The 24,551-nt window shown below is 68.5% G+C and carries 19 protein-coding genes; 8 read left to right on the top strand and 11 right to left on the bottom strand.

Annotated elements, in window-relative coordinates; translation table 11 throughout:
* Positions 1-57 precede the first annotated feature (57 nt).
* Positions 58-366, bottom strand: coding sequence for a DUF952 domain-containing protein (locus tag SGR02S_RS05490; RefSeq protein WP_067106476.1), 309 nt, complete (start codon positions 364-366; stop codon positions 58-60).
* Positions 363-3,107, bottom strand: a complete 2,745-nt coding sequence (gene gyrA / locus SGR02S_RS05485; protein WP_067106475.1) for a DNA gyrase subunit A — start codon at positions 3,105-3,107, stop codon at positions 363-365. The genes SGR02S_RS05490 and gyrA overlap by 4 nt, the downstream gene beginning before the upstream one ends.
* Before the next feature lie 538 nt (positions 3,108-3,645).
* Between gyrA and SGR02S_RS05480 the strand changes: the two genes are divergently transcribed.
* Genes SGR02S_RS05480 through SGR02S_RS05470 form a run of 3 tightly spaced genes read left to right on the top strand, consistent with a single transcriptional unit; the run spans position 3,646 to position 7,197 of the window.
* Positions 3,646-4,860: a hypothetical protein gene (locus tag SGR02S_RS05480; RefSeq protein ID WP_067106474.1), complete on the top strand. Its 1,215-nt coding sequence runs from the start codon at positions 3,646-3,648 to the stop codon at positions 4,858-4,860.
* Positions 4,861-4,918: 58 nt separating this feature from the next.
* Entirely contained in the window at positions 4,919-5,833 is a 915-nt protein-coding gene (locus SGR02S_RS05475) for a hypothetical protein (protein ID WP_067106473.1), read from the top strand.
* Positions 5,830-7,197, top strand: coding sequence for a sensor histidine kinase (locus SGR02S_RS05470; protein ID WP_067106472.1), 1,368 nt, complete (start codon positions 5,830-5,832; stop codon positions 7,195-7,197). The genes SGR02S_RS05475 and SGR02S_RS05470 overlap by 4 nt, the downstream gene beginning before the upstream one ends.
* 81 nt (positions 7,198-7,278) lie before the next feature.
* On the opposite strand, the gene SGR02S_RS05465 is transcribed toward SGR02S_RS05470, so the two are convergent.
* On the bottom strand, positions 7,279-8,562 hold the full coding sequence (locus tag SGR02S_RS05465; RefSeq protein ID WP_067106471.1) for a citrate synthase: 1,284 nt from the start codon (positions 8,560-8,562) through the stop codon (positions 7,279-7,281).
* Positions 8,563-8,601: 39 nt separating this feature from the next.
* Entirely contained in the window at positions 8,602-10,071 is a 1,470-nt protein-coding gene (gene gltX / locus SGR02S_RS05460) for a glutamate--tRNA ligase (protein WP_067106470.1), read from the bottom strand.
* 119 nt (positions 10,072-10,190) lie between these two features.
* Between gltX and SGR02S_RS05455 the strand changes: the two genes are divergently transcribed.
* A complete protein-coding gene (locus tag SGR02S_RS05455) occupies positions 10,191-12,299 on the top strand; it encodes a ComEC/Rec2 family competence protein (RefSeq protein WP_255211395.1) in 2,109 nt (702 codons plus the stop codon).
* On the opposite strand, the gene lexA is transcribed toward SGR02S_RS05455, so the two are convergent.
* The 7 genes from lexA to SGR02S_RS05420 all read right to left on the bottom strand — a co-directional run bounded on the left by lexA (position 12,253) and on the right by SGR02S_RS05420 (position 20,079).
* Positions 12,253-12,927 (bottom strand): transcriptional repressor LexA, encoded by a 675-nt coding sequence (lexA, locus tag SGR02S_RS05450; protein ID WP_067106468.1) that lies wholly within the window; start codon positions 12,925-12,927, stop codon positions 12,253-12,255. The genes SGR02S_RS05455 and lexA overlap by 47 nt on opposite strands.
* A gap of 99 nt (positions 12,928-13,026) precedes the next feature.
* The gene (gene trpC / locus SGR02S_RS05445) at positions 13,027-13,812 is read right to left on the bottom strand and encodes an indole-3-glycerol phosphate synthase TrpC (protein ID WP_067106467.1); all 786 of its coding nucleotides are present in this window, start codon (positions 13,810-13,812) and stop codon (positions 13,027-13,029) included.
* 31 nt (positions 13,813-13,843) lie between these two features.
* The gene (gene trpD / locus SGR02S_RS05440) at positions 13,844-14,842 is read right to left on the bottom strand and encodes an anthranilate phosphoribosyltransferase (protein WP_067106466.1); all 999 of its coding nucleotides are present in this window, start codon (positions 14,840-14,842) and stop codon (positions 13,844-13,846) included.
* A complete protein-coding gene (locus tag SGR02S_RS05435; protein WP_067106465.1) occupies positions 14,839-15,429 on the bottom strand; it encodes an anthranilate synthase component II in 591 nt (196 codons plus the stop codon). Before SGR02S_RS05435 ends, trpD begins: the two co-directional genes overlap by 4 nt.
* Positions 15,430-15,491: 62 nt before the next feature.
* A complete protein-coding gene (locus SGR02S_RS05430; RefSeq protein WP_067106464.1) occupies positions 15,492-16,556 on the bottom strand; it encodes an alpha/beta fold hydrolase in 1,065 nt (354 codons plus the stop codon).
* 57 nt (positions 16,557-16,613) lie between these two features.
* On the bottom strand, positions 16,614-18,131 hold the full coding sequence (gene trpE, locus SGR02S_RS05425) for an anthranilate synthase component I (protein WP_067106463.1): 1,518 nt from the start codon (positions 18,129-18,131) through the stop codon (positions 16,614-16,616).
* Between the two features lie 4 nt (positions 18,132-18,135).
* Positions 18,136-20,079 carry a peptidylprolyl isomerase gene (locus SGR02S_RS05420; RefSeq protein WP_067106461.1) on the bottom strand — a complete coding sequence of 648 codons (1,944 nt, stop codon included), beginning with the start codon at positions 20,077-20,079 and terminating at the stop codon, positions 18,136-18,138.
* Positions 20,080-20,281: 202 nt separating this feature from the next.
* On the opposite strand from SGR02S_RS05420, the gene tpiA reads away from it, so the two are divergent.
* The 4 genes from tpiA to SGR02S_RS05400 all read left to right on the top strand — a co-directional run bounded on the left by tpiA (position 20,282) and on the right by SGR02S_RS05400 (position 24,053).
* Positions 20,282-21,034 (top strand): triose-phosphate isomerase, encoded by a 753-nt coding sequence (gene tpiA, locus SGR02S_RS05415; RefSeq protein ID WP_067106460.1) that lies wholly within the window; start codon positions 20,282-20,284, stop codon positions 21,032-21,034.
* Between the two features lie 120 nt (positions 21,035-21,154).
* Positions 21,155-21,592 (top strand): preprotein translocase subunit SecG, encoded by a 438-nt coding sequence (gene secG, locus SGR02S_RS05410; protein WP_067106459.1) that lies wholly within the window; start codon positions 21,155-21,157, stop codon positions 21,590-21,592.
* A 102-nt stretch (positions 21,593-21,694) separates the two neighbouring features.
* Positions 21,695-23,329, top strand: coding sequence for a CTP synthase (gene pyrG / locus SGR02S_RS05405; RefSeq protein ID WP_067106458.1), 1,635 nt, complete (start codon positions 21,695-21,697; stop codon positions 23,327-23,329).
* A gap of 37 nt (positions 23,330-23,366) precedes the next feature.
* Positions 23,367-24,053, top strand: a complete 687-nt coding sequence (locus tag SGR02S_RS05400) for a Crp/Fnr family transcriptional regulator (RefSeq protein WP_067106455.1) — start codon at positions 23,367-23,369, stop codon at positions 24,051-24,053.
* Positions 24,054-24,551 lie beyond the last annotated feature (498 nt).

Below are 24,551 nucleotides of genomic sequence, written 5' to 3'. Positions count from 1 at the left end.
CCGTCGTCAACCTGAAGCTGTTTCAGGGTCCATTCTCCATCCCGAAGGGATCGCCCGTCAATCGCGCGTCCGTACTCCCACCACCGCGTGCATCGGCAGTTCGGCATAGAGGTGCGGGAAGAGCGCGCCGCCGCGCGATTCCTCCCATCGCACCGCATCGCCGAACCGGGTCAGGTCGATTTCGGCGATGCGCAGGTCGGTCTGGCCGGCGAAATGCTTCGCCAGCGTTTCGTCGAGCTGTTCGGCGGTCGACAGGTGGATATAGCCGTCGGCGATATCGACCGGCGCCCCCCGGAATACATGCTCGCGCTCGAAATCGGCCCATTGCTGTGCGGTCAGCACCTTGAAGGCCGTCGCGGCGCTCATTCCGAGGGCGCCTCCGTCGCGGTTTCGGCTTCGGCGGTTTCGACCGCCTCCTCCTCGTCGCTGTCCTCGATCAGCGCGGCCGAGACGACCTGTTCGCCCTCGGCCACGTCGAACAGGCGCACGCCGGCCGAGCCGCGGCCGATGACGCGCAGGCTGTCGAGGCCCATGCGGATCAGCTTCGCCTGATCGGTGACGAGCATCAGCTGATGCGCCTGCGTCGCGGGGAAGCTCGCGACGACCAGCCCGTTGCGGCGGATGTTGTCGATGTTGGTGATGCCCTGGCCGCCGCGGCCGGTGCGGCGATATTCATAGGCCGACGACAGCTTGCCATAGCCGCCCGCGCAGACGGTCAGGATGAACTGCTCGCGTCCTGCCAGTTCGGCGAAGCGCTCCTCGCTCATCTGGGGCGACCCTTCCTTTTCGGCCTTCCACGGGGCGAAGCGCAGATAATCCTCGCGCTCGTCCTGATCGCGCATTCCGCCGCGATGGAGGATCGACAGCGAGATGACCTCGTCGTCCTTGCCCAGCTTCATGCCGCGCACGCCGGTCGAATTGCGGCTCTGGAAGGCGCGGACCTCGTCGCCGGCGAAGCGGATCGCCTTGCCCTGCCGCGTCGCGAGCAGCACGTCGTCGTTATCGCCCAGCAGCGCGACGCCGATCAGCCGGTCGTCCTCGTCCTCGCCCTCGAACTTCATCGCGATCTTGCCGTTCGACGGCACGTTGGTGAAGGCGTCCATGCTGTTGCGGCGCACGCTGCCCTTCGCGGTCGCGAACATGACGTGCAGCGCGCCCCATTCGGCCTCGTCCTCGGGCAGCGGCAGGACGGTCGAGATCGTCTCGCCCTGCGCCAGCGGCAGCAGGTTGATCATCGGCCGCCCGCGCGTCGCCGGCCCGCCCTCGGGCAGGCGCCACACCTTGAGCCGATAGACCTTGCCGAGTGTCGAGAAGAAGAGCACCGGCGTGTGCGTCGAGGTGACGAACAATTCGGTGACGACATCCTCGTCCTTCGTCGCCATGCCGGCGCGGCCCTTGCCGCCGCGACGCTGGGCGCGGAAGGTGTCGAGCGGGGTGCGCTTGATATAGCCGTCGAGGGTGACGGTGACGACCATCTCCTCGCGCTCGATCAGATCCTCGTCGTCGATACCGTCGGCCGCGGGGGCCATCAGCGTCCGGCGCGGCGTCGCAAACTCCGCGCGCACCTGCACCAGCTCCTCGCGCATCACGCCATAGAGCTTGACGCGGTCGGCGAGGATCGAAAGCAGTTCCTCAATCTCGCTCGCCAGCTCCTTGAGTTCGTTGCCGATCTCGTCGCGGCCGAGCGCGGTCAGCCGGTGCAGGCGCAGGTCGAGGATCGCTTTCACCTGGATTTCCGACAGGCGATAGGTGGCGGTGGCCTCCATCTCGCCCTCGATCGCCTCGACAAGGCGGATATAGGGCGCGATCTCGCCGATCGGCCATTCGCGCAGCAGCAGCGCCTCGCGCGCCGCGGCGGGCGACGGCGAGCCGCGGATGATGCGGACGACCTCGTCGAGATTCGACACCGCGACGACGAGCCCGAGCAAGATGTGCGCCCGGTCGCGCGCTTTGGCGAGCTCGAACTTGCAGCGGCGGGTGATGACCTCTTCGCGGAAGGCGATGAAGGAGGTCAATATGTCCTTCAGCCCCAGCATCTCCGGGCGGCCGCCGCGGATCGCGAGCATGTTGGCGGGGAAGCTCGATTGCGCCGGGGTATGCCGCCAGAGCTGGTTGAGCACCACGTCGGGGGTCGCGTCGCGTTTCAGGTCGATGACGACACGCACGCCGTCGCGGTTCGATTCGTCGCGGATATCGGCGACGCCCTCGATCCGCTTGTCGCGCGCCGCCTCTGCGATCTTCTCGACCAGCCCCGACTTGCCGACCTGAAAGGGGATCGAGGTCAGGACGATCGACCGGCGCCCTTCGCCGCGCCCGCGGCTTTCCTCGATCTCGTGCGTCGCGCGCATCATGATCGAGCCGCGCCCGGTCGCATAGGCGTTGCGCGCGCCGCCCTGACCCAGGATCATCGCGCCGGTCGGGAAATCGGGACCGGGGACGATCTGCATCAGTTCCTCGGTCGACAGCGGCGTCCTGCCCTCAAGCTGGCGGTCGATCATCGCCAGGCAGGCATCGACCACTTCGCCCAGATTGTGCGGCGGGATGTTGGTCGCCATGCCGACCGCGATGCCGCCCGCGCCGTTGACGAGCAGGTTGGGGAAGCGCGCCGGCAGAACCTGCGGCTCCTCGCGGCTCGCGTCATAGTTGGGCTGGAAGTCAACCGTGTCCTTGTCGAGGTCGCCCAGCAGCGACATCGCCGCCTTGGCAAGGCGCGCCTCGGTATAACGCATCGACGCCGGCGGATCGGGGTCCATCGACCCGAAATTGCCCTGGCCGTCGATGAGCGGCACGCGCATCGACCAGTCCTGCGTCATCCGCGCGAGCGCGTCATAGATCGCGCTGTCGCCGTGCGGGTGGTAATTGCCCATCACGTCGCCAACGATCTTCGCCGATTTCTTGTAAGGGCGGCCGGGAATGAAGCCGCCTTCCTGCGCCGCGTAGAGGATGCGGCGATGCACCGGCTTCAGCCCGTCGCGCACGTCGGGCAGCGCGCGGCTGACGATCACGCTCATCGCGTAATCGAGATAGCTGGTCTTCATTTCGTCGACGATATTGATCGGCGAAATGCCGTCCTCGGACGGCGGAACAGGCGTATTTTCTTCGGTCAAGACCCGGCCTTTTTTCTTCTTTCGGGAGGTGGTTCCGGCCTAGCCTATGGAGCCAGAGAATGCCAGCGATTCGGCCCGATTCTGGCTGATTTTTTGGCGAGTATCCGGTTTGCGATCATGCGGGCGATTTCGGGCAAAACGCCACTTCTCCGGCTTCGTCATGCTGAACTCGTTTCAGCATCCATGGCGGAGCCGCTCCTTCTGCGTTGCGCCTGTTTCGAGAGCAGGCCGTGGCCCCTGAACCAAGTTGGCAATTATCCCTTTCGGACAGGTAACCGTTCCCCGGCGAAAGCCGGGGGCCACGCGGGGCAGCGCCATCTGGACCCCGGCTTTCGCCGGGGAACACGCCTTACGTGTCTGAAGGGCGCATATGCCGATCAAGTTCAGGGTGAGAGGCGGAGAGGATCGAAATCGCCCGAAGCCGGCGCCCTTCCGCACCTTTTCGTGGCGTCATGGCGGCGGACAAGCTGCTTGCCAATCGTCTGTCGGCCCCTAAAGGTTCGCGAACGATGGTCTTTTGCCAGCCTGGGGGGTGCCGGTGGCCCTGATCGCGCTCGTCGGCGCCAGCGAAATGCTGCCCGACGGGGGGCTGCGCGCGCTTGTCGCGATCGCGGGCGAGACGCTGATCGAGCGGCAGGCGGCGCGGCTCGCCGATGCCGGGGTCACCCATATCGCGGTGGCGGTGGGCGCGGTGCCCGCCGAACTGCTCGCGACCTGCGACCGCATCCGCCGCCGCGGACTCAAGGTCACACCGGTCCGCGCGGCCGGCGACCTGATGGCGCTCGTCCAGCCCGACGACCGCATCATCCTGGTCGCCGACGGATTGCGCGCGGGCGGGACCCATTATGCCGCGATCGCGCGTCCGGGCGCGCCCGCGATTCTCGTCACCGGCGACACGATGCTGACGCAGGGATTCGAGCGGATCGATGCGACCCGGCGCTGGGGCGGGCTCGCTTGCATCTCGGACGCGATGGTCGCCGATCTCGCCTCAATGCCGGGCGAGTGGGACATGATGCTGACGCTGCTGCGCCTCGCGGTGCAGTCGGGTGCGCGCCGCCTCTATTGCGAACCCGCGCTGTTCGAACAGGGGGAGATCGCGATCGTCGCCGACCGGCCCACCGCGGCGCTGATCGAGCAATCGAGCCTGCAACAGGTCGAATATGGCGGCATGGGGCTCGGGCGCTCGGCGATCATGATGCCGCTGGTGCGGCTGGCCGGGCCGCTGCTGGTGCGTTCGCCTCGCACCGCGCGCTATCTGCCCTATGCAACCGCGCTGCTGTGGGTCGCCGTCGCGCTGCTTGCCGCCGGCGGGCTGGCGGCGGCGGGGGCGCTGGTGGCGATTCTCGGCGGGCTCGGCCTGGCGGCGATGCGTTTCCTTGCCGCCTTTCGCGCCGAAAGCGCGGCGCAGAACCGGGTGCGCGGCGTGATCCGCACCTTCGGCTGGCTGCTGCTGGGCGCCTATCCGTGGCTGGTGTCGCTCGGCGGACCCGATCGTCTGATGCCGCGCTTCGCGGAGGCGGCGCTTGCGCCCTGTCTCGCCGCGACGATCCTGCTCGCGCGCTGGCTCTATGAAGATTCGGGAAAGACGCGCCGCTTCCACTGGCTGCTTCCCGACACCGACGAGGCGTGGATATTGCTGGCGCCCGCACTGATCCTTGGCATCGCGCCGCTGATGTTCGCGATCCTGCCGTTGCTGGCGCTGTTCCAGATCCTGTTGTGGCTGCGCCTCGCGCGCCGGCCGGAACCCCGCTAAACCAAAGCGCTGGAAGGTTTAGGGCGCATTAACGCCATGCTGCTATGGCGACAGGCGCATGAGTGACTCTTCCGCCTTTTCCGGCATCGCCCTGCCGTCGCCGACGCTGTCGGCGCGTCTCGGCGATGTTGCCGCGCATCTGGCGGCGCCGCTGACCGACCGGCTGACCGAGGAACAGCGCGCGCTGACCCTCGGAATCGCGCGCCGGCTCGTCGGTGAGGCGGCCGCAGCGCTCGGTGTGCGAATCGATCCGGCAGCGCTGTGGCATGACTGGCTGGTACAAGGGCTGCCCGGCGCCGAACGGCTCGCCGCGCCCTGTTTCGCGCGCGCGGAAGAGCATCGCTGGCGTGCGCTGCCGGCGCTGCATCGCGACACATCCTCACCGGCCGACGGCGTGAGCGACACGGACGCGGCGGATGCGCCCCCGGCCGCTCCGCAGGCACCGCTTGCGCCGGTTGACAAGGCCTATCTCGACCTGACGATCGCCGACCGGCGCCGCTTCGATGCCTTGGGCAATCCCTGCATCGCGGTTGCGGACCTCGACCCCGAAATCTATCGCGCGCTGTTGGACGACGTCGTGGAGTGGCAGGCACACGCCGGAGTGGATACGAACGCAGTCGCCGAACTCGATGACGCGGCCTGCGCCGCCGCGGCGCGTCAGGCATCCGAAAGCGGGATCGACGCCGCCGCCGCCGCCTATCACACGGCGCTTGTCGCGGAGGGGGCGCTGTCCGATGCCGCCGCCGCCGCGGCGATGCGCCATGACTGGCCCGCGCTGATCGGCCTTGCCGCCGCTGCGCATCGCCGTCCCTATGGAGAGATGGCGCTGGCGCTGGTGAGCGCGGAAGCCGCCGCCCTGCCACCACTGCTCGCGCCGCTGCGTATCGACCGCGGGGCGATCGCCCCGATCGAGGCATCGCTGGCGCGCGTGCCCGCCCGGGCGCTTGCCGGGGCGCCGGAGGGGGAAGGATGAGCGAGCGGATCGTCCGGGGCCGGGTCGACCGGTCGGGCGCGCTGGTCGGCGGCGACGCGCCGCTGCTGCGCCTTCAGCAGCGCGCGGGCGGCGGACTGAACCGGCCGCTGGCGCTGCCGCATCTGGCGCGGCTGGTCGCGCTCGCGCAACGGCTGCAGCGCGACGTCAGCCGCCCGCTCCACGCCGCCGACGATCACAGCGACATTTTTGCGCTCGTCCGCATCCTGCCCGATGCCGACGGTGCGAGCCTCGAAATCAGCGACTGGCGAGCGCGTCCGACCGCCGAACCGCAGGGGCCGGCGATCGCCGATGCGGTCGAGCCGCAAGGGTGGGCGTGGGAGTGCGATCAGCATCTGCGCATGGTCGCCCTGCGTGCAGGTGTCGAAGCCCCGGCGATCCCCGGCGGCTGGGCCGGTCATTCGCTGTCCGAACTGTTCGAGTTGCAGCCCGACGGCGATGGTCGCTTTCCGGTGCTGCGCGCGCTGGCACGGCAGGCGCCGTTCGCCGACCAGCGGGTGCGCGTCGAGGGGGAGGACGGTCCGCTGGCGATGCACTTGTCGGGCGAAGCGCTGTTCGATGCGACCGGGCGTTTCACCGGCTTTCGCGGTATCGCGACGCCTGATGAAGGGGCGGCGGCGGATGCGGCCGCGCCGGCGCGCGTCGATCCTGCCTTCGGATCGCTGCCGCTGTCCGACCCGCAGTTCGGCCGCCGCATCGACGGCGCGCTGCGCGGGCCGCTGAGCCGGATCATCGCGACGGCCGAGACGATTTCGGGGCAGTTCGACGGTCCGATCCGCGCCGATTATGCCCGCTATGCCGGCGATATCGCGCATGCGGGGCGCCACCTGCTCGGACTCGTCGACGACCTTGCCGACCTCCAGAATATCGAGCGGCCGGGCTTTCGCGCGGCGCGCGACGAGATCGACCTCGGCGATCTCGCGCGCCGTGCGGTCGGGCTGCTCGGCATGAAGGCGGAAGAGAAGGGGATTCGCATCGACGCGCCGCGCCTCGACGACAAGGCGCCCGCGTGGGGCGAGTTCCGCCGCGTGCTGCAGGTGCTCCTCAACCTGCTCGGCAACGCCATCCGCTATTCGCCTGAAAATTCGCAGATATGGATTCGCGTCGATCGCGAGGGCGACCGCGCGACCGTGACCGTTGCCGATCAGGGGCAGGGGATTGCGACGGATCAACAGGATATGGTGTTTGAGAAGTTCGAGCGGCTCGGCCGCACCGACAGCGGCGGATCGGGGCTCGGCCTCTACATCGCGCGCCGTCTCGCGCGCGCGATGGGCGGCGACCTGACCATCGACAGCGCGCCGGGGCAGGGTGCGCGCTTCACGCTGAGCCTGCCGGCGCGGGATTAGGACCAGAGCGGGGGCCGATGGCTTGCGCCCCCGCCTTCGCGGGGACGCGGAACCCAGCGGTAGCTTGAGCGCCGAATGGGCTCAGCGCTGCTCCACCGACACATAGGGACGCTGCGTCGCGCCGGTGTAGAGCTGGCGCGGGCGGCCGATCTTCTGCGCGGGGTCGGAGATCATCTCGTTCCACTGCGCGACCCAGCCGACGGTGCGGGCGAGCGCGAACAGCACGGTGAACATCGTCGTCGGGAAACCGATCGCCGACAGGATCACGCCCGAATAGAAATCGACGTTGGGGAACAGCTTCTTCTCGACGAAATAATCGTCGCTAAGCGCCATTTCCTCGAGCTGCAACGCAACGTCGAATACCGGATCGCTGACGTTCAGTGCCGCGAACACCTCGCGCACCGTCTTCTGCATCACGGTCGCGCGCGGGTCGTAGTTCTTGTAGACGCGGTGGCCGAAGCCCATCAGGCGGAACGGATCGTCCTTGTCCTTCGCGCGCGCGATATATTCGGGGATGCGCTCGGGCCGGCCGATCTCGCGCAGCATGTTGAGCGCGGCCTCGTTGGCGCCGCCATGCGCGGGGCCCCACAGGCAGGCGATGCCCGCCGCGATGCAGGCAAAGGGATTTGCGCCCGACGAGCCGGCGAGGCGCACGGTCGAGGTCGAAGCATTCTGTTCGTGGTCGGCATGAAGAATGAAGATGCGGTCGAGCGCGCGCACCACAGCCGGATCGACCTCATAATCCTCGGCCGGGACGCCGAAGGTCATGCGCAGGAAATTGTGGGTGTAGCCGAGGTCGTTGCGCGGATAGACGAAGGGCTGGCCGACCGCATATTTATAGGCCATCGCCGCGATCGTCGGCATCTTCGCGATCAGCCGGTGGCTGGCGACCATGCGCTGGTGCGGATCGTGGATCTCGGTCGAATCGTGATAGAAGGCCGACAGCGCGCCGACGACGCCGCACATGATCGCCATCGGGTGGGCGTCGCGCCGGAACCCGCGATAGAAGGTCGCGAGCTGTTCGTGCAGCATCGTGTGGCGGGTGATGGTGTTGTCGAACTTTTCCAGTTCGCCGGCGGTCGGCAGTTCGCCGTTGAGCAGCAGGTAGGCGACCTCCATGAAGCTCGAATGCTCGGCGAGCTCGCCGATCGCATAGCCGCGGTGCAGCAGCACGCCCTCGTCGCCGTCGATATAGGTGATCTTCGATTCGCAGCTCGCGGTCGAGGTGAAGCCCGGATCATAGGTGAAGGCGCCGGTCTGGGCATAGAATTTGCGGATGTCGACGACATCGGGACCCACCGTGCCCTTCAGCACCGGATCTTCGACGGTCTTGTCGCCCAGGGTGATTTTTGCGATGTCGGTCATTGTTCTTCCCCTGATCTGTAAGGGCGGGAGCCGTTGCGGCTACGCCCCTGCCGGAAAATTGTGCGCTGCGTCAAGTCGTGCCAGGCTCGCATCGCGTCCCAGCAGCAGCAGGACGTCGAAAATTCCCGGCGATACCGACCGTCCGGTCAGCGCGGCACGCAGCGGCTGGGCCAGCTTGCCGAGCCCGACTCCGGCCGACTCGCTCGTCTCGCGGACCGCCGCCTCGATATCTTCGGCGTTCCAGCCGGTCAGGGCGCGCAGCCTTTCGGTGGCATCGGCGAGCAGGCCTTCGGGCGCATCTCTTAGCAGCCCCGCGGCCTTCTCGTCCACTTGCAGCGGCAGCGTCTCGAACAGGAAGAGCGCGCCTTCGGCGATCTCGTCCAGTGTTTTGGCGCGCGGCTTGAGCGCATCCATCGCCCGCACCAGCACCGCGTGCTCGGCATCGTCCAGCGGTCGCCCGATGCGCCGCTCGACGCGCGGCGCGACAAGGCCGGCGAGCCGCGCGTCGTCGGCCTCGCGGATATAATGGCCGTTCAGATTCTCGAGCTTCTTGAAATCGAAGCGCGACGGCGAGCGGCCGACATGCGCGAGATCGAACCACTCGATCGCCTGTTCGCGGCTGATGATCTCCGCATCGCCGTGTCCCCAGCCGAGACGGAGCAGATAATTGTTCACCGCTTCGGGCAGGTAGCCGAGTTCGTCGCGATAGGCATCGACGCCCAGCGCGCCGTGCCGTTTCGACAGCTTGGCGCCGTCGGCGCCGTGGATCAGCGGCACATGCGCATAGACCGGCTCGCGCCAATTCTCGTGAGATTCGGCCATCGCGTGGATCAGCGCCCGCTGGCGGAAGGCATTGTTGAGATGGTCGTCGCCGCGGATGACGTGGGTGACGCCCATGTCGTTGTCGTCGACGACGACGCTCAGCATATAGGTCGGCGTGCCGTCGCTGCGCAGCAGGATGAAATCGTCGAGCTCGGCATTCTGGACGGTGACCTCGCCCTGGACGCGGTCGCGGATCGTCGCCGCGCCGTCCTGCGGCGCGCGGAGGCGGATGACGTGCGGCGCGGCGGGATCGCCGTCGTCGCGGTCGCGCCACGGGCTGCGGACGCGGAAGGGGACGCGCTTCTCCTGCGCCTCGGCGCGCATCGCGGCCAGCTCGTCCTGCGTCAGATAGCAGCGATAGGCCGCGCCCTTCGCGAGCAGCTCCTGTGCGACATCGGCATGGCGATCGGCGCGCGCGAACTGGAAAACGGCGTCGCCGTCCCAGTCGAGGTCGAGCCAGCGCATCCCGTCGAGGATCGCGTCGATCGCGGCCTCGGTCGACCGCGCGCGGTCGGTGTCCTCGATGCGGAGCAGGAACTTGCCGCCATGGTGCCGCGCGAACAGCCAGTTGAACAGCGCGGTGCGCGCGCCGCCGATATGGAGGAAGCCGGTCGGGGAGGGCGCGAAGCGCGTCACCACGTCGGCGCCGGTCGCTTCGGCGGGATCGGTCTTGTTTTCGGTTGCCACTCTGGCCTCTTTCACTCACCTTGCGGCCCCGGGCGGGGACCGGGGACGATGTCGGGGCAGCCCCTAGCATGGCGACAAGGAGGCTTCAAACGCCCATTGGGGAAAGCGCGGCCGCCGCGTTGCGGCGCGCCTTCGCGTGGCTGGAGGACCGGCTCGACCGCGAGCGCGAGCGGCTGGGACTGTGGCTGCCGGTCGCGCTGTCGGCGGGGATCGGCTTGTGGTTCGCGGCGCCGGCGCGCGCGCATTGGATCGGGGCGCTGTTCCTTCTTTGCGGCGGCGTCTGCGGCGGCTTGCTGATCGGCTGGCAGCGGCGGACCGGGCGCAGCCTTGCGATCGCCTGCGCCACGATGGCTGCGGGGCTGCTGCTGATCTGGGCGCGTGCCGCGTGGGTCGCGGCGCCGGTCCTCGCCTATCCGGCGACGACCGAATTTTCGGCAGTGGTCGAAAGCGTCGAGCCGCTGCCGGCGCGCGGCACGGTGCGGCTGATCGTGCGGCCGCACGGGCGCGCCGACCTGCCGCCGCGGGTCCGGCTGACGCTGAGCGGCGAGCGCGCGGCGGGGATCGCGCCCGGCGAGTCGATCGGCCTGCGCGCGCGGCTGATGCCGCCGCCGGCGGCCAACCTGCCCGGCGGCTACGACTTCGCCCAGCGCGCCTGGTTCGACGGCATCGGTGCGGTCGGGACGGTGCTGGGAGAGGTCGCGCGCGCGCCCGGAGCGGGCGAGCGACGCCAGCCGCTGCGCGCGCGGCTCAGCGCACATATCCACACCGCGGTGCCGGGATCGCCCGGCGGTGTCGCCGCGGCGCTCGTCACCGGCGACCGTGGCGCGATCGCCGAGACGGATGACGAGGCGATGCGCCGCAGCGGGCTTGCGCACCTGCTGTCGATCAGCGGCCTGCACGTGACCGCGGTGATCGGTTTCGTGATGCTGCTCGCGATGCGGCTGCTCGGGCTGAGCCGGCGCCTCGCGCTGGCGGGGCATGTGTTGCCGCTGGCCGCCGCCGCGGCGGCGCTGGCCGGGGCGGGCTATACCTGGCTTGCCGGAGCGGAAGTGCCGACGCTGCGTTCGTTGATCGCGGCGCTGCTCGTGCTCGCCGCCTTCCTGATGGGGCGCGAGGCGATCACGCTGCGCCTCGTCGCGGCGGGTGCGCTGCTCGTGCTGCTGTGGCGCCCCGAAGCACTCGCCGGACCCAGCTTCCAGCTCAGCTTCGCCGCGGTGACGGCGATCATCGCATTGCACGAAAGCCGCTGGATGCGCACGTTCCTGGCGCGGCGCGACGAAGGCACGGCGCTTCGTCTGCTGCGCGCCGCGGCGGGATTGCTACTGACGGGGCTGGTCGTCGAGGTCGCGCTGGCGCCGATCGCGCTGTTCCATTTCCACAAGGCGGGGCTTTACGGCGCGCTCGCCAATATCGTCGCGATCCCGCTGACGACCTTCGTCATCATGCCGATGGAGGCGCTGGCGCTGCTGTTCGACGGCGTCGGGCTCGGCGCGCCCTTCTGGTGGGTCGCCGAACAGGCGCTGCGGTTGCTGATCGCGCTCGCCCACCGGGTCGCTTCGGCGCCGGGAGCCGTCGCGACGCTGCCCAGCTTTCCGCCGGGCGGTTTCGCGCTTGCGCTGTTCGGCGGCCTGTGGCTGCTGCTGTGGCAGACGCGCTGGCGGCTCGCCGGGGTGGCGCCGCTGCTGGCGGGGGCCGCCATCCTGCTCGCGCAGCCGCGTCCCGACCTGCTGATCTCCGGCGACGGACGCCACATCGCCGCGGCCGTTCCCGGCGGCGGCTATGCGCTGCTACGCGCGCGGGCGGGGGACTATATCCGCGATTCGATGGCCGAAGCGGCAGGGATCGACGTCCCCTTCACCGCGCTCGCCGATCTCGACCATGTCGAATGCAACGCCGATTTCTGCCGCTGGCGGCAGGGGCAGGGCGCGACACGGCGCATCATCCTCGCCGCGCGTGGCCGCGACCGCATCGATGGCCGCGCCATGGCCGCCGCCTGCGCCGCGGCCGACGTGGTGATCAGCGACCGCTGGCTGCCACGCGAATGCATCGGGCGCTGGCTGACGATCGACCGCGACAGTCTGGAAGCGAGCGGCGGTCTTGCGCTCTATCTGGGCGAGCGACCGCATGTCGCCACCGCGCTGCGCGCCGGCGACGCGCATCCGTGGCGGCGACCGCAACAGGTCAGTGGTAACGACGAAGCAATCCCGACAGGCGGCCCTGCACGATGACGCGCTCGGCCTCGTAGCGCTGCGGTTCATAGGCGCTGTTCGCGGGATCGAGCCGGATCATCGGCCCTTCGCGGCGGAAATATTTGAGCGTCGCATCCTGTCCGTCGACGAGCGCGACGACGATATCGCCCTCGCGCGCGGTGTTCGCTTTCTGGATCAGCGCATAGTCGCCGTCGAGAATCCCCGCTTCGACCATCGAATCGCCCGACACTTCGAGCGCATAATGCTCGCCCGCACCGAGCAGCGCAGCGGGAACCGAAAGCTGGTTGTGATCCTCGAACGCCTCGATCGGCACGCCGGCGGCGATGCGGCCGTGCAGCGGAACCTCGATGATGTCGTTGGCGGCGATCGGCTTCAACGCCGGCGCCGGCTTGCGCAGCGGCACGACGGTGTCGCGCGCCGGCGCCTTCGCCGCCTCGGGCAGCTTGAGCACTTCCAGCGCGCGGGCGCGATTGGGCAGGCGGCGCAGGAAACCCCGCTCCTCAAGCGCGCTGATCAGCCGGTGGATGCCCGATTTCGACTTGAGCCCGAGCGCATCCTTCATCTCCTCGAACGAGGGTGAAATTCCGCTCGCGTCGAGGCGCTGCTGGATGAAGTGGAGCAGTTCGTGCTGCTTCGCGGTCAACATCTCTCGGTCTCCATGCTGTCAATGGACATATGGAGAACGATAGTGGAACAGAGCGGAACTTGTCAAGCGATGACAGAACGGCCTGAGCCTAGGACGTCCTCAGCCCTCCAGTAACGTTCGGGTCGCCGCAGTCACGTCCGCCTGCCGCATCAGGCTTTCGCCGACCAGAAAGGCATGGACGCCGCTCCGGGCGAGGCGCTGGCAGTCGGCATGGGCGGCGATGCCGCTTTCGCCGACGAGCAACGTGCCCGGTGGAACGCGCTTCGCAAGCCGTTCGGTGACGGCAAGGTCGGTCTCGAAGGTACGAAGATCGCGGTTGTTGACGCCGATCAGGCGCGATCGGAGGTGGGTGAGTGCGCGGTCGAGCTCGGCCTCGTCGTGCACTTCGACCAGCACGTCCATGCCGCGTTCGAGGGCGGCCGCCTCGACCTCGCGCATCGGCCCGTCGTCGAGGGCGGCGACGATGATCAGGATCGCGTCGGCGCCGATCGAGCGCGCTTCGGCGACCTGCCACGGGTCGATCATGAAATCCTTGCGCAGCACCGGCAGGTTGCAGGCGGTGCGCGCGGCGATCAGAAATTCCTCATGCCCCTGGAACCACGGCGCGTCGGTGAGCACCGACAGGCACGCCGCGCCGCCGGCTTCATAAGCGCGCGCATGGTCCGCCGGATTGAAATCCTTGCGGATCAGGCCCTTGGAAGGCGAAGCTTTTTTGATTTCGGCGATCAGGCCGAAGCCGCCCGCCGCGATCTTCGCCTCGAGAGCCGCCGCGAAGCCACGCACCGCGCCCGCGTCGATCGCATCAAGCTGCGTCACCGATCGGCTCTTGCGGCGCTCGGCGACCTCTTCGGCCTTGGTGGCGAGGATTTCGGTCAATTTGTTCATATGGAATGCTTTTCCGGGCGCTGGGCGTCATTCATCGGTAGGCGATCCAGCAATCGAGCAGCGCGTTGGCAAGCCCCTTGTCGATCGCTTCGGCGGCTTCCTCGACCCCGTCGACGAGACGGTCGACCGCGCCCGCGACGACAAGCGCCTCGGCGGCATTGTAGAGCACCGCGTCGCGATAGGGGCCGTGCTCGCCCCGCAGCAGGTCGCGCAGGGCCCTCGCATTATAGCTGGCGTCGCCGCCGCGGATCGCAGCGATCGGATGCGAGGGCAGACCGGCATCGGCCGCAATGCTGCGCTGCATCTGCACGCCGTCGGGCGTCACCACCGCCACCTCGTTACCGCCCGCTAGCGACAGCTCGTCGAGCCCCTCGTCGCCCGAAATGACGCGCGAATGGTCGGTGCCGAGACGGTGCAGCGCTTCGGCATAGACCGGAACATAGGCGGGGCGCGCGATGCCGATGAGCTGGCGCGTCACGCGCGCCGGATTGGCGAGCGGCCCCATCAGGTTGAAGATAGTGCGCCGCGCCAGCGCCTGGCGGATCGGCTGGATGCGCTTCATCGCCGGATGATGGTTGGCGGCGAAGAGGAAGCAGATGCCGAGGTCGGCGAGCTGCGCCTCCGCCATCCGCCCGGCGCGCTCCATGTCGAGGCCGAGCGCCTCGAGCGTGTCGGCCGCGCCGGATTTCGAGGAAGCGGCGCGATTCCCGTGCTTTGCGACGGGAACCTCGCACGCCGCGACGACGATCGACACCGCAGTCGAGACGTTGAGCGTGTGGTGGCCGTCGCCGCCGGTGCCGCAGACGTCGATCGCGCCCGCGGGCGCCCGGATCGGGATCAGCCGTTCGCGCATCGCCTGCGCCGCGGCGGCGATCTCGATCATCGTCTCGCCGCGATCCGAAAGCGCGGAGAGGAAATCCGCGACGTCCTCGTCGCGGCCGCCGCCGTCGAGCATCGTTGCGAAGGCATGCGCCGCCTCGTCGGGTTCGAGGAAGCGGGCGGGGTCGGGAAAGGGGCCGAAGCGGCTCATGCCGCCTGCCGCTCGGCGACCGGCAGCCCCGCCAGCCGCATGAAATTGGCGAGCATCGCGTGGCCGTGCTCGGTGGCGATGCTCTCGGGGTGGAACTGCACGCCGTGGATCGGCAGTTCGACATGGCGAAAGCCCATCACCGCGCCGTCGTCGCTCGTCGCATTGATCGCGAGCGCGGCGGGAATGTCGACTACCTCGAGGCTGTGATAGCGCGTCGCGGTGAGCGGCGAGGGCAGGCCGGCGAACAGCCCGGTGCCGTCGTGGCACACCGGCGAGGTCTTGCCGTGCATCAGGTGACCGCGCTGCACCGTGCCGCCGAAATGCTGGCCGATCGCCTGATGACCGAGGCACACGCCGAGCAGCGGTCGCGTCGCATCGGCGCAGGCAGCGACGAGATCGAGGCTGATCCCGGCTTCGTTCGGGGTACAGGGGCCGGGGGAAATGAGGATCGCCTCGGCGCCGCTCGCCAGTGCCTCGGCGGCAGTGAGCGCATCGTTGCGTTCGACGCGCACCTCTGCCCCCAGTTCGATCAGATAATGAACGAGGTTGAAGGTGAAGCTGTCGTAATTGTCGATGACCAGGATCATGGCGGCGGGCCGTATCGCTTTTGAGAGGCGAGGGGAAGGGATAGAAGCTTTCCGGCGGCCGATCACTCCGCCATCAGCTTCACGAGGTCGTCTTTCCAGAATTTCGCCCAGCTGTGCGTGCTGTGACCCTTCGTTTCGGGGCTGGCCGGGATCAGGACGAATGTCGCGCCGGGCATGCGTGCCGCCGCCTTTCCGGTGATCCCGTAGCCGGGTTGGTTGATGAAATCGTCGGCGGAGTTGATCCACAGCATAGGCACGGTGATCTTTTCGAGGTTCGACCACGGATTGTAATTGCGCGACGAATCAAGCTGATAGATCGTGTCATTCGCATCGCCGCGAGCGAAGGTGCGCGCGAACGCCTGATCCTTGTAAGCCTCCGCCGCGGCGCGCGTCGGATATTGAGCCTGCAAGGCATAGGGATTGGAGCCCGCGATCAGCATGAGCGAGGCCACGGTGCGCAGGCCCGCGAGCGGCGGATCGGTGTAGTTGCCGTCCTTCCACAGCGGATCGGCCTTGATCGCGTCGATCGACAGCGCGCGCCACATCCGGTTCACGCCGGCAATCTCGACAGGCAGGCACGCGAAGGGTGCCAGCCTTTCGGCGAAACCCGGATGCGTCTCGCCCCAGACGAAGGCGTGCATGCAGCCCATCGAGGTGCCGAGGATCAGCTTCAGCTTCGTCACGCCGAGCTTTTCGGTGAGCATGCGGTGCTGCGCGGCGACCATGTCGTCATAGTCGTAGCGGGGAAATTTCATCCGCAGGCCGTCGCTGGGCTTCGACGAACCGCCATGGCCGATATTGTCGGGCAGGATGATATAATATCTGCTCGTATCGAGCGGCTGGCCGGGGCCGAAAAGCTCGTCGGCGAACTGGGGCTGAAAGAACTGCTTCCCGGTCCCGCCGGTGCCGTGGAGGATCATCACGGCATTGGTGACATGACCCCGTTCGTCGCGCTGCGGCTTGCCGAGCGTCGTATAGTGAAGCCGAAGCTCGGACAGCTTTTCGCCCGTGCCGAAGGTGAAATCCTTGAGGATCGCATCGCCTTCGACGGCACCTTCGACCGTCTGGGCGTGGGTCGGGGCGATGCCGCTGAGCAGCAGGGCGAGCGGAGCGAGATATTTCAGCATGACGACGACGCTAGCGCGTTTGCGTGCCGGATTTAAGCCCTCTTCGAGAAGCGGCGATCATTGCCCGTAACCCGGCGTTCCCGCGATCCGCACCGCCTCGCGCGCCGCAGCGAACAGCGCGCCCGCCTTGGCCTCGCACTCGCGCTGTTCGTAGGCGGGGTCGCTGTCGGCGACGATTCCCGCGCCCGCCTGCGCGTGCATGACGCCGTCCTTTACGATCGCGGTGCGCAGCACGATGCAGCTGTCCATATTGCCGTCGGGCGCGAAATAGCCGACGCCGCCCGCATAGGGTCCGCGCGCCTGGGTTTCGAGTTCGGCGATGATCTGGCAGGCGCGGACCTTCGGCGCGCCGCTGACCGTGCCCGCCGGAAAGCCCGCGAACAGCGCGTCGATCGCGTCCTTGCCGGGCGCGAGGCGGCCGATGACGTTCGACACGATGTGCATGACGTGGCTGTAATATTCGACCGTATAGCTGTCGGTGACGGTCACGCTGCCCCCGGTCGCGGCGCGGCCGACGTCGTTGCGGCCGAGGTCGAGCAGCATCAGATGCTCGGCGCGCTCCTTGGGATCGGCGAGCAGCGATTCGCGATTCTCGGCATCCTCGGCGCTGGTGCGGCCGCGCGGGCGGGTGCCGGCGATCGGCCGGATCGTGACCTCTCCGTCGCGCACGCGGACGAGAATCTCGGGCGAAGAGCCGATCAGCGCGAAACCCGGCAGGTCGAGGAAATAGAGGAAGGGGGAGGGGTTCACCCGCCGCAGCGCGCGATAGAGGTCGAAGGGCGGCAGGTCGAACGGCGCCGAAAAGCTCTGCGACAGCACGACCTGAAAGATGTCGCCGGCGCCGATATACGCCTTTGCGGCGCGCACCATGCGCGCATAATCGTCTGGCGCGGTCGCGGGGGTGGCGACGATCGTGGCCGGGTCGATGCGGGTTTCGGCGCGCGCGCCGTGCGCGCTGGCACTGGCGAGGCGCGCGGCGATCGTCTCGATCCGCTCCTGTGCCTCGTCGATCATCCGGTCGATGGCGCCGTCCGCGTCGGGCCAGATCGGCGCGATCAGGAACAGTTCGTCGGCGAGCCGGTCGAAGACGAGGATCGTCGTCGGGCGCACGAAGATCATGTCGGGCAGGCCGAGCCCCGGTCCGGCGGCGCGCGGAATCCGCTCGACGAGGCCGATCGTCTCATAGGCGAAGAAGCCGACGAGCGTCGCCAGCGCCTTGGGCAGTCCCTCCGGCACCGCGAAGCGGCATTCGGCGACGAGGTCGCGCAATGCCTGGAGCGCCCCGCCCGCGACGGGGCGAAAGGCGGTGCGGTCATGGCGCCATTCGCGGTTGATCCGCGCGGCGTCGCCCGTCACCTCGAACATCAGGTCGGGGTCGAGGCCGATCAGGCTGTAGCGGCCGCGCGTCTCGCCGCTTTCGACCGATTCGAGAACCCAGTCGCCGCGGCCCGGCTCGATCAGCTTGAGCGCCGCCGAAACCGGCGTTTCGACGTCGGCGATCTGGCGCTGCCAGACCACCGCGCCGCGTCCCTGCGCCAGCGCTTCGAGCGCTGCGGATCGGCCTTCGAGCGTCATGGCGCTATTCGACGGCGGCTGCCGTGCCGCTCAACTCCTGACGAAGCTGTTCGAGCAGGTCCTTGTCGATCTTCACCCGGACGCGGCGCTTGGCCTCGGCGGCAAGCTGCTCGACCAGTTCGCTGCCGAAGGCCGGGCCGAGCGGCTGAGCGATGGCGGCGACGCGCGCGGGGTCGATCTGCTTGGGATCGGGACGGTCGACATGGCCGAGCGAAATCACCATCCAGCCGCGGTTGCCGGGAATTTCGAGCGTCTTCACGCTGCCCTGCGCCATCGAAAAGAGCAGCGCGAGTTCGGGCGGGACGCCCTGACCGTCGCGGCCCAGTTCGGCGCGGCGGCCGCCGATCGTCTGGACGCTGCCGATATTGGGGCCGGCGGCGCGTACCGCCTCGGCCAGGCTCTTGCCGCCTTCGACCGCCTTGGCGATCGCGCGTGCCTTGTCGCGCGCGACCTTCTGCCCCTCGGCAAAGCGCCAGTCGGTCAGCAGGTCGCCGCGAATCTGCGCAAAGGGCGGCGGTGCGGCGGCGACGACCGACTTGACGGCGAACACCGCGAACTTCTCGTTCTCGACGAGCGTCGCGATCTGGCCCTCGCCCTCGTTCCCCTGAAAGGCCTGCGCGACCATCGGCGCCAGTTCGGGCGGCAGAGCGAAATCGGACGGTCCGGCCGGACGCCCGCTCGGCAGCAGCGGCGGGGTCTCGACGAGCTTGAGCTTGCGGTCGCTGGCGACCTCCTCGATCGCGGCGCCGCCGTTCACGGCGTCCTGGATGGCGTTGTAATAATCGACGATTGCCTCGTTCGCCTTGTTCTTTTCGAGCTCGGTGCGAATCTCCGGCGTCGCTTCGGCCAGCGTGCGTGCCGGCTGGGCGATGATGTCCTCAACGCGCGTGACGGCCCAGCCGAGGCCGGTCTGCGTCGGGCCGAGCAGGTCGCCGCGCTTGGCGGCGAAGGCGGCCTTGGCCATCGCGTCGCTCGTCATGGCGGTATAGGCCGAACGGGTGAGCGCGCCGGTGGTCGAGGCCGAAAGCCCGGCGGCCTGCGCCGCGGCCTGGATGGTCGCGCCGCCGCGCACCTTCGTGGCGATGCCGTTCGCCGTCGCCTGGTCGGGCGCGATCACCTGCGCGAAGCGACGGGTCTCGCTCGCGGAGAAGCGCGCCGCATTCGCCTTGTAATAGGCGGCGACCTCGTCGGCCGCGACCTCCGGAACCGGCGCGGACGCGCGATCGAACAGCGCATATTGCAGCACGCGGCGTTCGGGCACCGTGAACTTGGTCTTGTTCTGCGCCAGATATTTGCGCAGCGCGTCGTCGCCCGGATCGGTCTTCGGCGCAAAGGCGCTCGACGGGATGAAGGTCGCGTCGCCGCGGCGCGCCTCTAGCAACAGCGCCGCATAGGGCTGCGCCATGCCCGGCGCGAGGCGGGTGACGGTGCCGATCGGCGCGGCGAGCTGTTCGACGAAGAGCTGCTGGCGCAGGTCGCGGCGAAGCTGTGCCTCGCTGATGCCGTTTTCGCGCAGGAAGGCCTGGAAACGCGTCTGGTCGAACTTGCCCGACACGCCCGCGAAGACGGGCAGGTCGGCGATGCGTCCGTCGACCAGCCGCTTGCTGGTGCCGAACCCCAGCTTGACCGCGAACTGTTCGAAGGCGGCGCCCTCGATCAGCTGGTTCAGCACCTGGTCGAGTCCGCCCGATTCGACGAAGGACGCCATCGTCATCCCCGGCTGATCCTGCCGCGCCTGATTATAGGCGAGGCGGACGCGGTCGCGTAGCTCGCCGACGCCGATCTCGGTGTCGCCGACCTGCGCGACGTTGGCGCCGCCGATGCCGCCGAAGGTGCCGCTGCCGGTCACGTCGCTGAGCGCAAAGGCGAGACCGACGACGACGACGAAGGCGAGCGCGAGGAACTTGCCGATGGCGGAGCTGAAGAGATTGCGGATGGCGGTGATCATGAAGCGGGCATTCTTTCGGCGAAGCGCGGCATCGCGCGGCTTGGCGCTGCTTTAGGCGGGAGGCGGGGCGGCATCAAGGCGGGAAAGGGCCTTTTCGTCTGCCGGTTCATCCGCCGACGTCCTTCGCATGCGCACGGCTTCCTTTCCCCGGCGCGCACCGCTAGGGCAGGCCCATTCACAGGTTCAACAAGGGAAAGAGGCAATGGCGCGGCGCAAATATGTGGTCGGCAACTGGAAGATGAACGGGCTGAAGGCGGCGCTGGACGAGGCGCGGGCGATCTTTGCCGGCGCGGCGGATCATGCCGCGGTCGACGTCGCGCTGTGTCCGCCCTTCACCCTGATCGGCGCGATGGCGGACGCGGCGCCGGGGGCGGCGGTCGGCGGGCAGGACTGCCATGCCGCCGCAGCGGGCGCCTATACGGGGTCGGTCGCGGCGCCGATGCTGGCCGATGCCGGTGCCCGGCTCGTCATCGTCGGGCACAGCGAGCGGCGCGAGGGGGTCGGCGAAAGCGACGCCGATGTGAAGACGAAGGCCGAAGCGGCGCTCGCCGCCGGCCTGTCGGTGATCCTGTGCGTCGGCGAACCGCGCGACGTGCGCGAATCGGGGCGCGCCATCGCCTATGTGCTGGCGCAGGTCGCGGGCTCGCTGCCCGCCGCCTTCGATCCCGCGCGCCTTGCCATCGCCTATGAACCGATCTGGGCGATCGGCACCGGGCTGGTGCCGACCGTCGCCGATGTCGCGGCAATGCACGGCGCGATTCGCGCCAGGCTGGGCGAACTGTCCGGTCCGGCGGCGGCGGAGGCGATGCGTCTTCTCTATGGCGGGTCGGTGAACGGCGACAACGCCGCCGAACTGCTGGATGCGGGCGACGTCGACGGCGCGCTGGTCGGCGGGGCGAGCCTGACCGCCGCCAAGTTCCTGCCGATCGTCGCGGCGGCGGCGCAGTTGGGGTGATCGCGATCGCCGCTGCGGCCCCGCGGCGGCGACGTATGGCTTGAAGCGGCGCGGCTTCGTCTCTATGTGCGCCGCGGGCGCGGTCCGTTTGGGGGCCGCGCGAGCTTTCGGGAATCGTCGATGTCGAGCCTCTTTACCTTCCTGCTGGTCGTTCAGGCCGTGATCGCGGCCGTGATGATCGGCGTCATCCTGATGCAGAAGTCGGAAGGTGGCGGATTGGGCGTCGGCGGCAGTCCGGCGGGTCTGCTCTCGGCGCGCGGCGCGGCGGATTTCCTGACCCGGCTGACGACGATCCTCGCGACGCTGTTCGTCGGTCTGTCGATCCTGCTTGCGGCGATGGCCTCGGTCGGTCGCGACGGCTCGACGATCGATACCTCGCTGTCGAAGACCGCGCAGCCATCGAGCGGCACGGCGGCGCCGTCGATGACCGGCCCGGCACCCGAAGCCCCCGCCCAAGCGGCTCCGGCCGCCCCGGCGAGCGACGATCCGCTGGCGGCGGCCGCTGCCGCGGCAAGCCAGGACGCCGCCCCGGCGCAGACGCCGCCCGCCAAGAAATAAGCGGCTTCGGCCCTGTCCACCCCGCGTCGCGGAAAATATTTCCGCGGCGACCGATTCGGCGGCTTGCGCCGTCCCCCTCCTGTTGAGTAAGTCTTTCCTCCCATGGCGCGGTTCATTTTCATCACCGGCGGCGTGGTCTCCTCCCTTGGCAAAGGTTTGATGGCGGCTAGTCTCGCGGCTTTGTTGCAGGCGCGGGGCTATCGCGTCCGCATTCGCAAGTTCGATCCCTATCTGAACGTCGATCCGGGCACGATGTCGCCCTATCAGCACGGCGAGGTCTATGTGACCGACGACGGGGCGGAGACCGACCTCGACCTCGGCCATTACGAGCGCTTCACCGGCGTCGCGGCGCGGCAGAGCGACAATGTCACCTCCGGCCGCATCTATCAGGACATCATCGCCAAGGAACGGCGCGGCGACTATCTGGGCGCCACGGTGCAGGTGATCCCGCACGTCACCGACGCGATCAAGGCCTTTGCCCGCGCCGAGACCGACGACCTCGATTTCGTGCTGTGCGAGATCGGCGGCACCGTCGGCGACATCGAATCGCTGCCGTTCATCGAAGCGATCCGCCAGCTTCGCAACGACGTCGGGCGCGAGAATACGGTTTCGGTCCACGTTACGCTGGTCCCCTATATCGCCGCGGCGGGCGAGCTGAAGACCAAGCCGACGCAGCACAGCGTGCGCGAACTCGCCTCGCTGGGGGTGCAGCCCGACATCCTGCTGTGCCGCTGCGAAAAGCCGCTGCCCGACAGCGAGCGCGCCAAGATCGCGCAATTCTGCAACGTACGGAAGGAAGCGGTGATCCCGGCGCTCGACGCCGACTCCATCTATTCGGTGCCGGTGCAATATCATGGCGAGGGGCTCGACAGCGAGGTGCTGCGCGCCTTCGGCATCGCCGATGCGCGCGACCCCGACCTGACCCGCTGGTACGACATCATGGACCGCAAGCGGAACCCCGAGGGCGAGGTGACGATCGGCGTCGTCGGCAAATATGTCTCGCTGCCCGATGCCTACAAGTCGCTCAACGAGGCGCTGACCCACGGCGGCCTCGCCAACCGGGTCAAGGTCAATATCCGCTGGCTCGACGCCGAGATGTTCGAGGACGGCGAGGCCGATCTTGCCGCCAAGCTGGAGCCGATGCACGGCATCCTCGTTCCCGGCGGCTTCGGCGAGCGTGGGTCGGAGGGCAAGATCGCGAGCGTGCGTTTTGCGCGTGAACGCGGCGTGCCCTTCTTCGGCATCTGCCTGGGCATGCAGATGGCTTGCATCGAGGGGGCGCGGAACACCAGCGGCATCGCCAGGGCGTCGAGCACCGAGTTCGGCCCGACCGACGAACCCGTCGTCGGCTTGATCACCGAATGGATGGGCGCTGAGGGGCTTCAGAAGCGCGGTGCCGATACCGACATGGGCGGCACGATGCGCCTCGGCGCCTATGAGGCGAAGCTGTCGCCGAACAGCCATGTCGCCAGCATCTATGGTGCCGACACGATCAGCGAACGGCACCGCCATCGCTACGAGGTGAACGGCGCCTATCGCGAGCCGCTCGAAAAGGGCGGGCTGGTCTTTTCAGGGCTGTCGCCCGATGGCATGCTGCCCGAGATCGTCGAGCGGCCGGACCATCCGTGGTTCATCGGGGTGCAGTTCCATCCGGAGCTCAAGTCGAAGCCCTTCGATCCGCACCCGCTGTTCAAGGGCTTCATCGAAGCGGCGGTGAAGCAGAGCCGACTGGTCTGACGCGCCGGAGTGGGGCAACAGGAAGGACGTACAGGCCATGGATCACGCGAAACTTGCCGAACTCCAAGGCCCCGACTCCATTTTTTCCGGCCTGACGCTTCAGGATTGGGCCGACATCGCCGGCCGCGCGGTCCACATGCATTTCGCAAAGGGCAAGGAATTGCTGGCGCAGGGCGAGGCGGGCGACAGCCTGCTGATCCTGACCGAGGGCAGCGCGCGCGTATCGATGCTGACCCCGAACGGACGCGAGATCGTGCTGGCCTATGCCGAACCGGGCGCGGTGCTGGGCGAGATCGCGCTGCTCGACGGCGGCGAACGGACCGCGTCGGTGACGGCGACGAGCGCCGGCAGCGCGCTCCAGCTCGGGCGCAACGCGATGCGCGATTTCGTGACCAGCCACCCCGATTTCGCATGGTCGCTGATGCACCAGCTGGCGCGGCGGCTACGCACTGCCGACCAGACGATCGAAAGCGACCGTGCCTATGCCTCGGGACCGCGGCTCGCGCGCTACCTGAAGCGCCTGATCCGCAAGGACGCGGGCGACGCCGCGCAGCGCCTCGAGCTGTCGCAGACCGAACTCGGCAATTTCGCGGGGATGAGCCGCGAACATATCAACCGCCAGCTGAGAAGCTGGGAGGAATCGGGGATCATTTCGCTTGAGCAGGGCCGCGTGCGCGTGCTCGACCCCGACATGCTGGAGGATATCAGCGAGAGCGAGGGGTAGGAGCGGCGCGCGGCAGCGGAACCTATCTCCCCTCCCGCAGGCGGGAGGGGCAGCGAGACTTGCGAACTTGTTCGTTAGTCGCAGCGGGGTGGGCCGTTACGGCGTGGCTACCCACCCCCAGCCCCTCCCGCAAGCGGGAGGGGAGATGCCTGCTTGCCCTGCTTCCATTCCTGTCCAGACTTCGCTTGTCCGCGACCCGAAGCACAACGCCCGGGCCTCTATCGAGACCCGGGCGCCAGTGACGAACGTCGCCATCCCCCTTGTGCGCAGACCGGCGAAGGATCTGCACTCCCTGGAGCCGGGCCTTTGGCCGCGTTGAACCAGAAGTCATCGGGCTAGGGCGACGATGACGCTTTGTCACCCTCTGGCACGCCCGGATCGCCGCTTTTGCCTGCCGCTGTGGCGGATGGGCAACAGATTATGCGAATGATTCGCAAATGGACGGCGGTCACCGCCCATTGCCAGCGGGCGGAGGCGCCCGTAAAGCAGCGGCATGCA

The organism is Sphingopyxis granuli NBRC 100800 (genome assembly GCF_001591045.1).
Taxonomy (GTDB): domain Bacteria; phylum Pseudomonadota; class Alphaproteobacteria; order Sphingomonadales; family Sphingomonadaceae; genus Sphingopyxis; species Sphingopyxis granuli.
Note: the sequence above shows the minus strand (reverse complement) of the source record. Positions and strands in the feature narration are given on the sequence as shown.

Coding starts and splice junctions, on each gene's coding strand:
- SGR02S_RS05490 (WP_067106476.1), bottom strand. CDS start 366: ATGAGCGCCGCGACGGCCTTCAAGGTGCTGACCGCACAGCAATGGGCC.
- SGR02S_RS05475 (WP_067106473.1), top strand. CDS start 4,919: ATGAGTGACTCTTCCGCCTTTTCCGGCATCGCCCTGCCGTCGCCGACG.
- SGR02S_RS05470 (WP_067106472.1), top strand. CDS start 5,830: ATGAGCGAGCGGATCGTCCGGGGCCGGGTCGACCGGTCGGGCGCGCTG.
- SGR02S_RS05465 (WP_067106471.1), bottom strand. CDS start 8,562: ATGACCGACATCGCAAAAATCACCCTGGGCGACAAGACCGTCGAAGAT.
- lexA (WP_067106468.1), bottom strand. CDS start 12,927: ATGTTGACCGCGAAGCAGCACGAACTGCTCCACTTCATCCAGCAGCGC.
- trpC (WP_067106467.1), bottom strand. CDS start 13,812: ATGAACAAATTGACCGAAATCCTCGCCACCAAGGCCGAAGAGGTCGCC.
- trpD (WP_067106466.1), bottom strand. CDS start 14,842: ATGAGCCGCTTCGGCCCCTTTCCCGACCCCGCCCGCTTCCTCGAACCC.
- SGR02S_RS05435 (WP_067106465.1), bottom strand. CDS start 15,429: ATGATCCTGGTCATCGACAATTACGACAGCTTCACCTTCAACCTCGTT.
- SGR02S_RS05430 (WP_067106464.1), bottom strand. CDS start 16,556: ATGCTGAAATATCTCGCTCCGCTCGCCCTGCTGCTCAGCGGCATCGCC.
- trpE (WP_067106463.1), bottom strand. CDS start 18,131: ATGACGCTCGAAGGCCGATCCGCAGCGCTCGAAGCGCTGGCGCAGGGA.
- SGR02S_RS05420 (WP_067106461.1), bottom strand. CDS start 20,079: ATGATCACCGCCATCCGCAATCTCTTCAGCTCCGCCATCGGCAAGTTC.
- tpiA (WP_067106460.1), top strand. CDS start 20,282: ATGGCGCGGCGCAAATATGTGGTCGGCAACTGGAAGATGAACGGGCTG.
- secG (WP_067106459.1), top strand. CDS start 21,155: ATGTCGAGCCTCTTTACCTTCCTGCTGGTCGTTCAGGCCGTGATCGCG.
- pyrG (WP_067106458.1), top strand. CDS start 21,695: ATGGCGCGGTTCATTTTCATCACCGGCGGCGTGGTCTCCTCCCTTGGC.
- SGR02S_RS05400 (WP_067106455.1), top strand. CDS start 23,367: ATGGATCACGCGAAACTTGCCGAACTCCAAGGCCCCGACTCCATTTTT.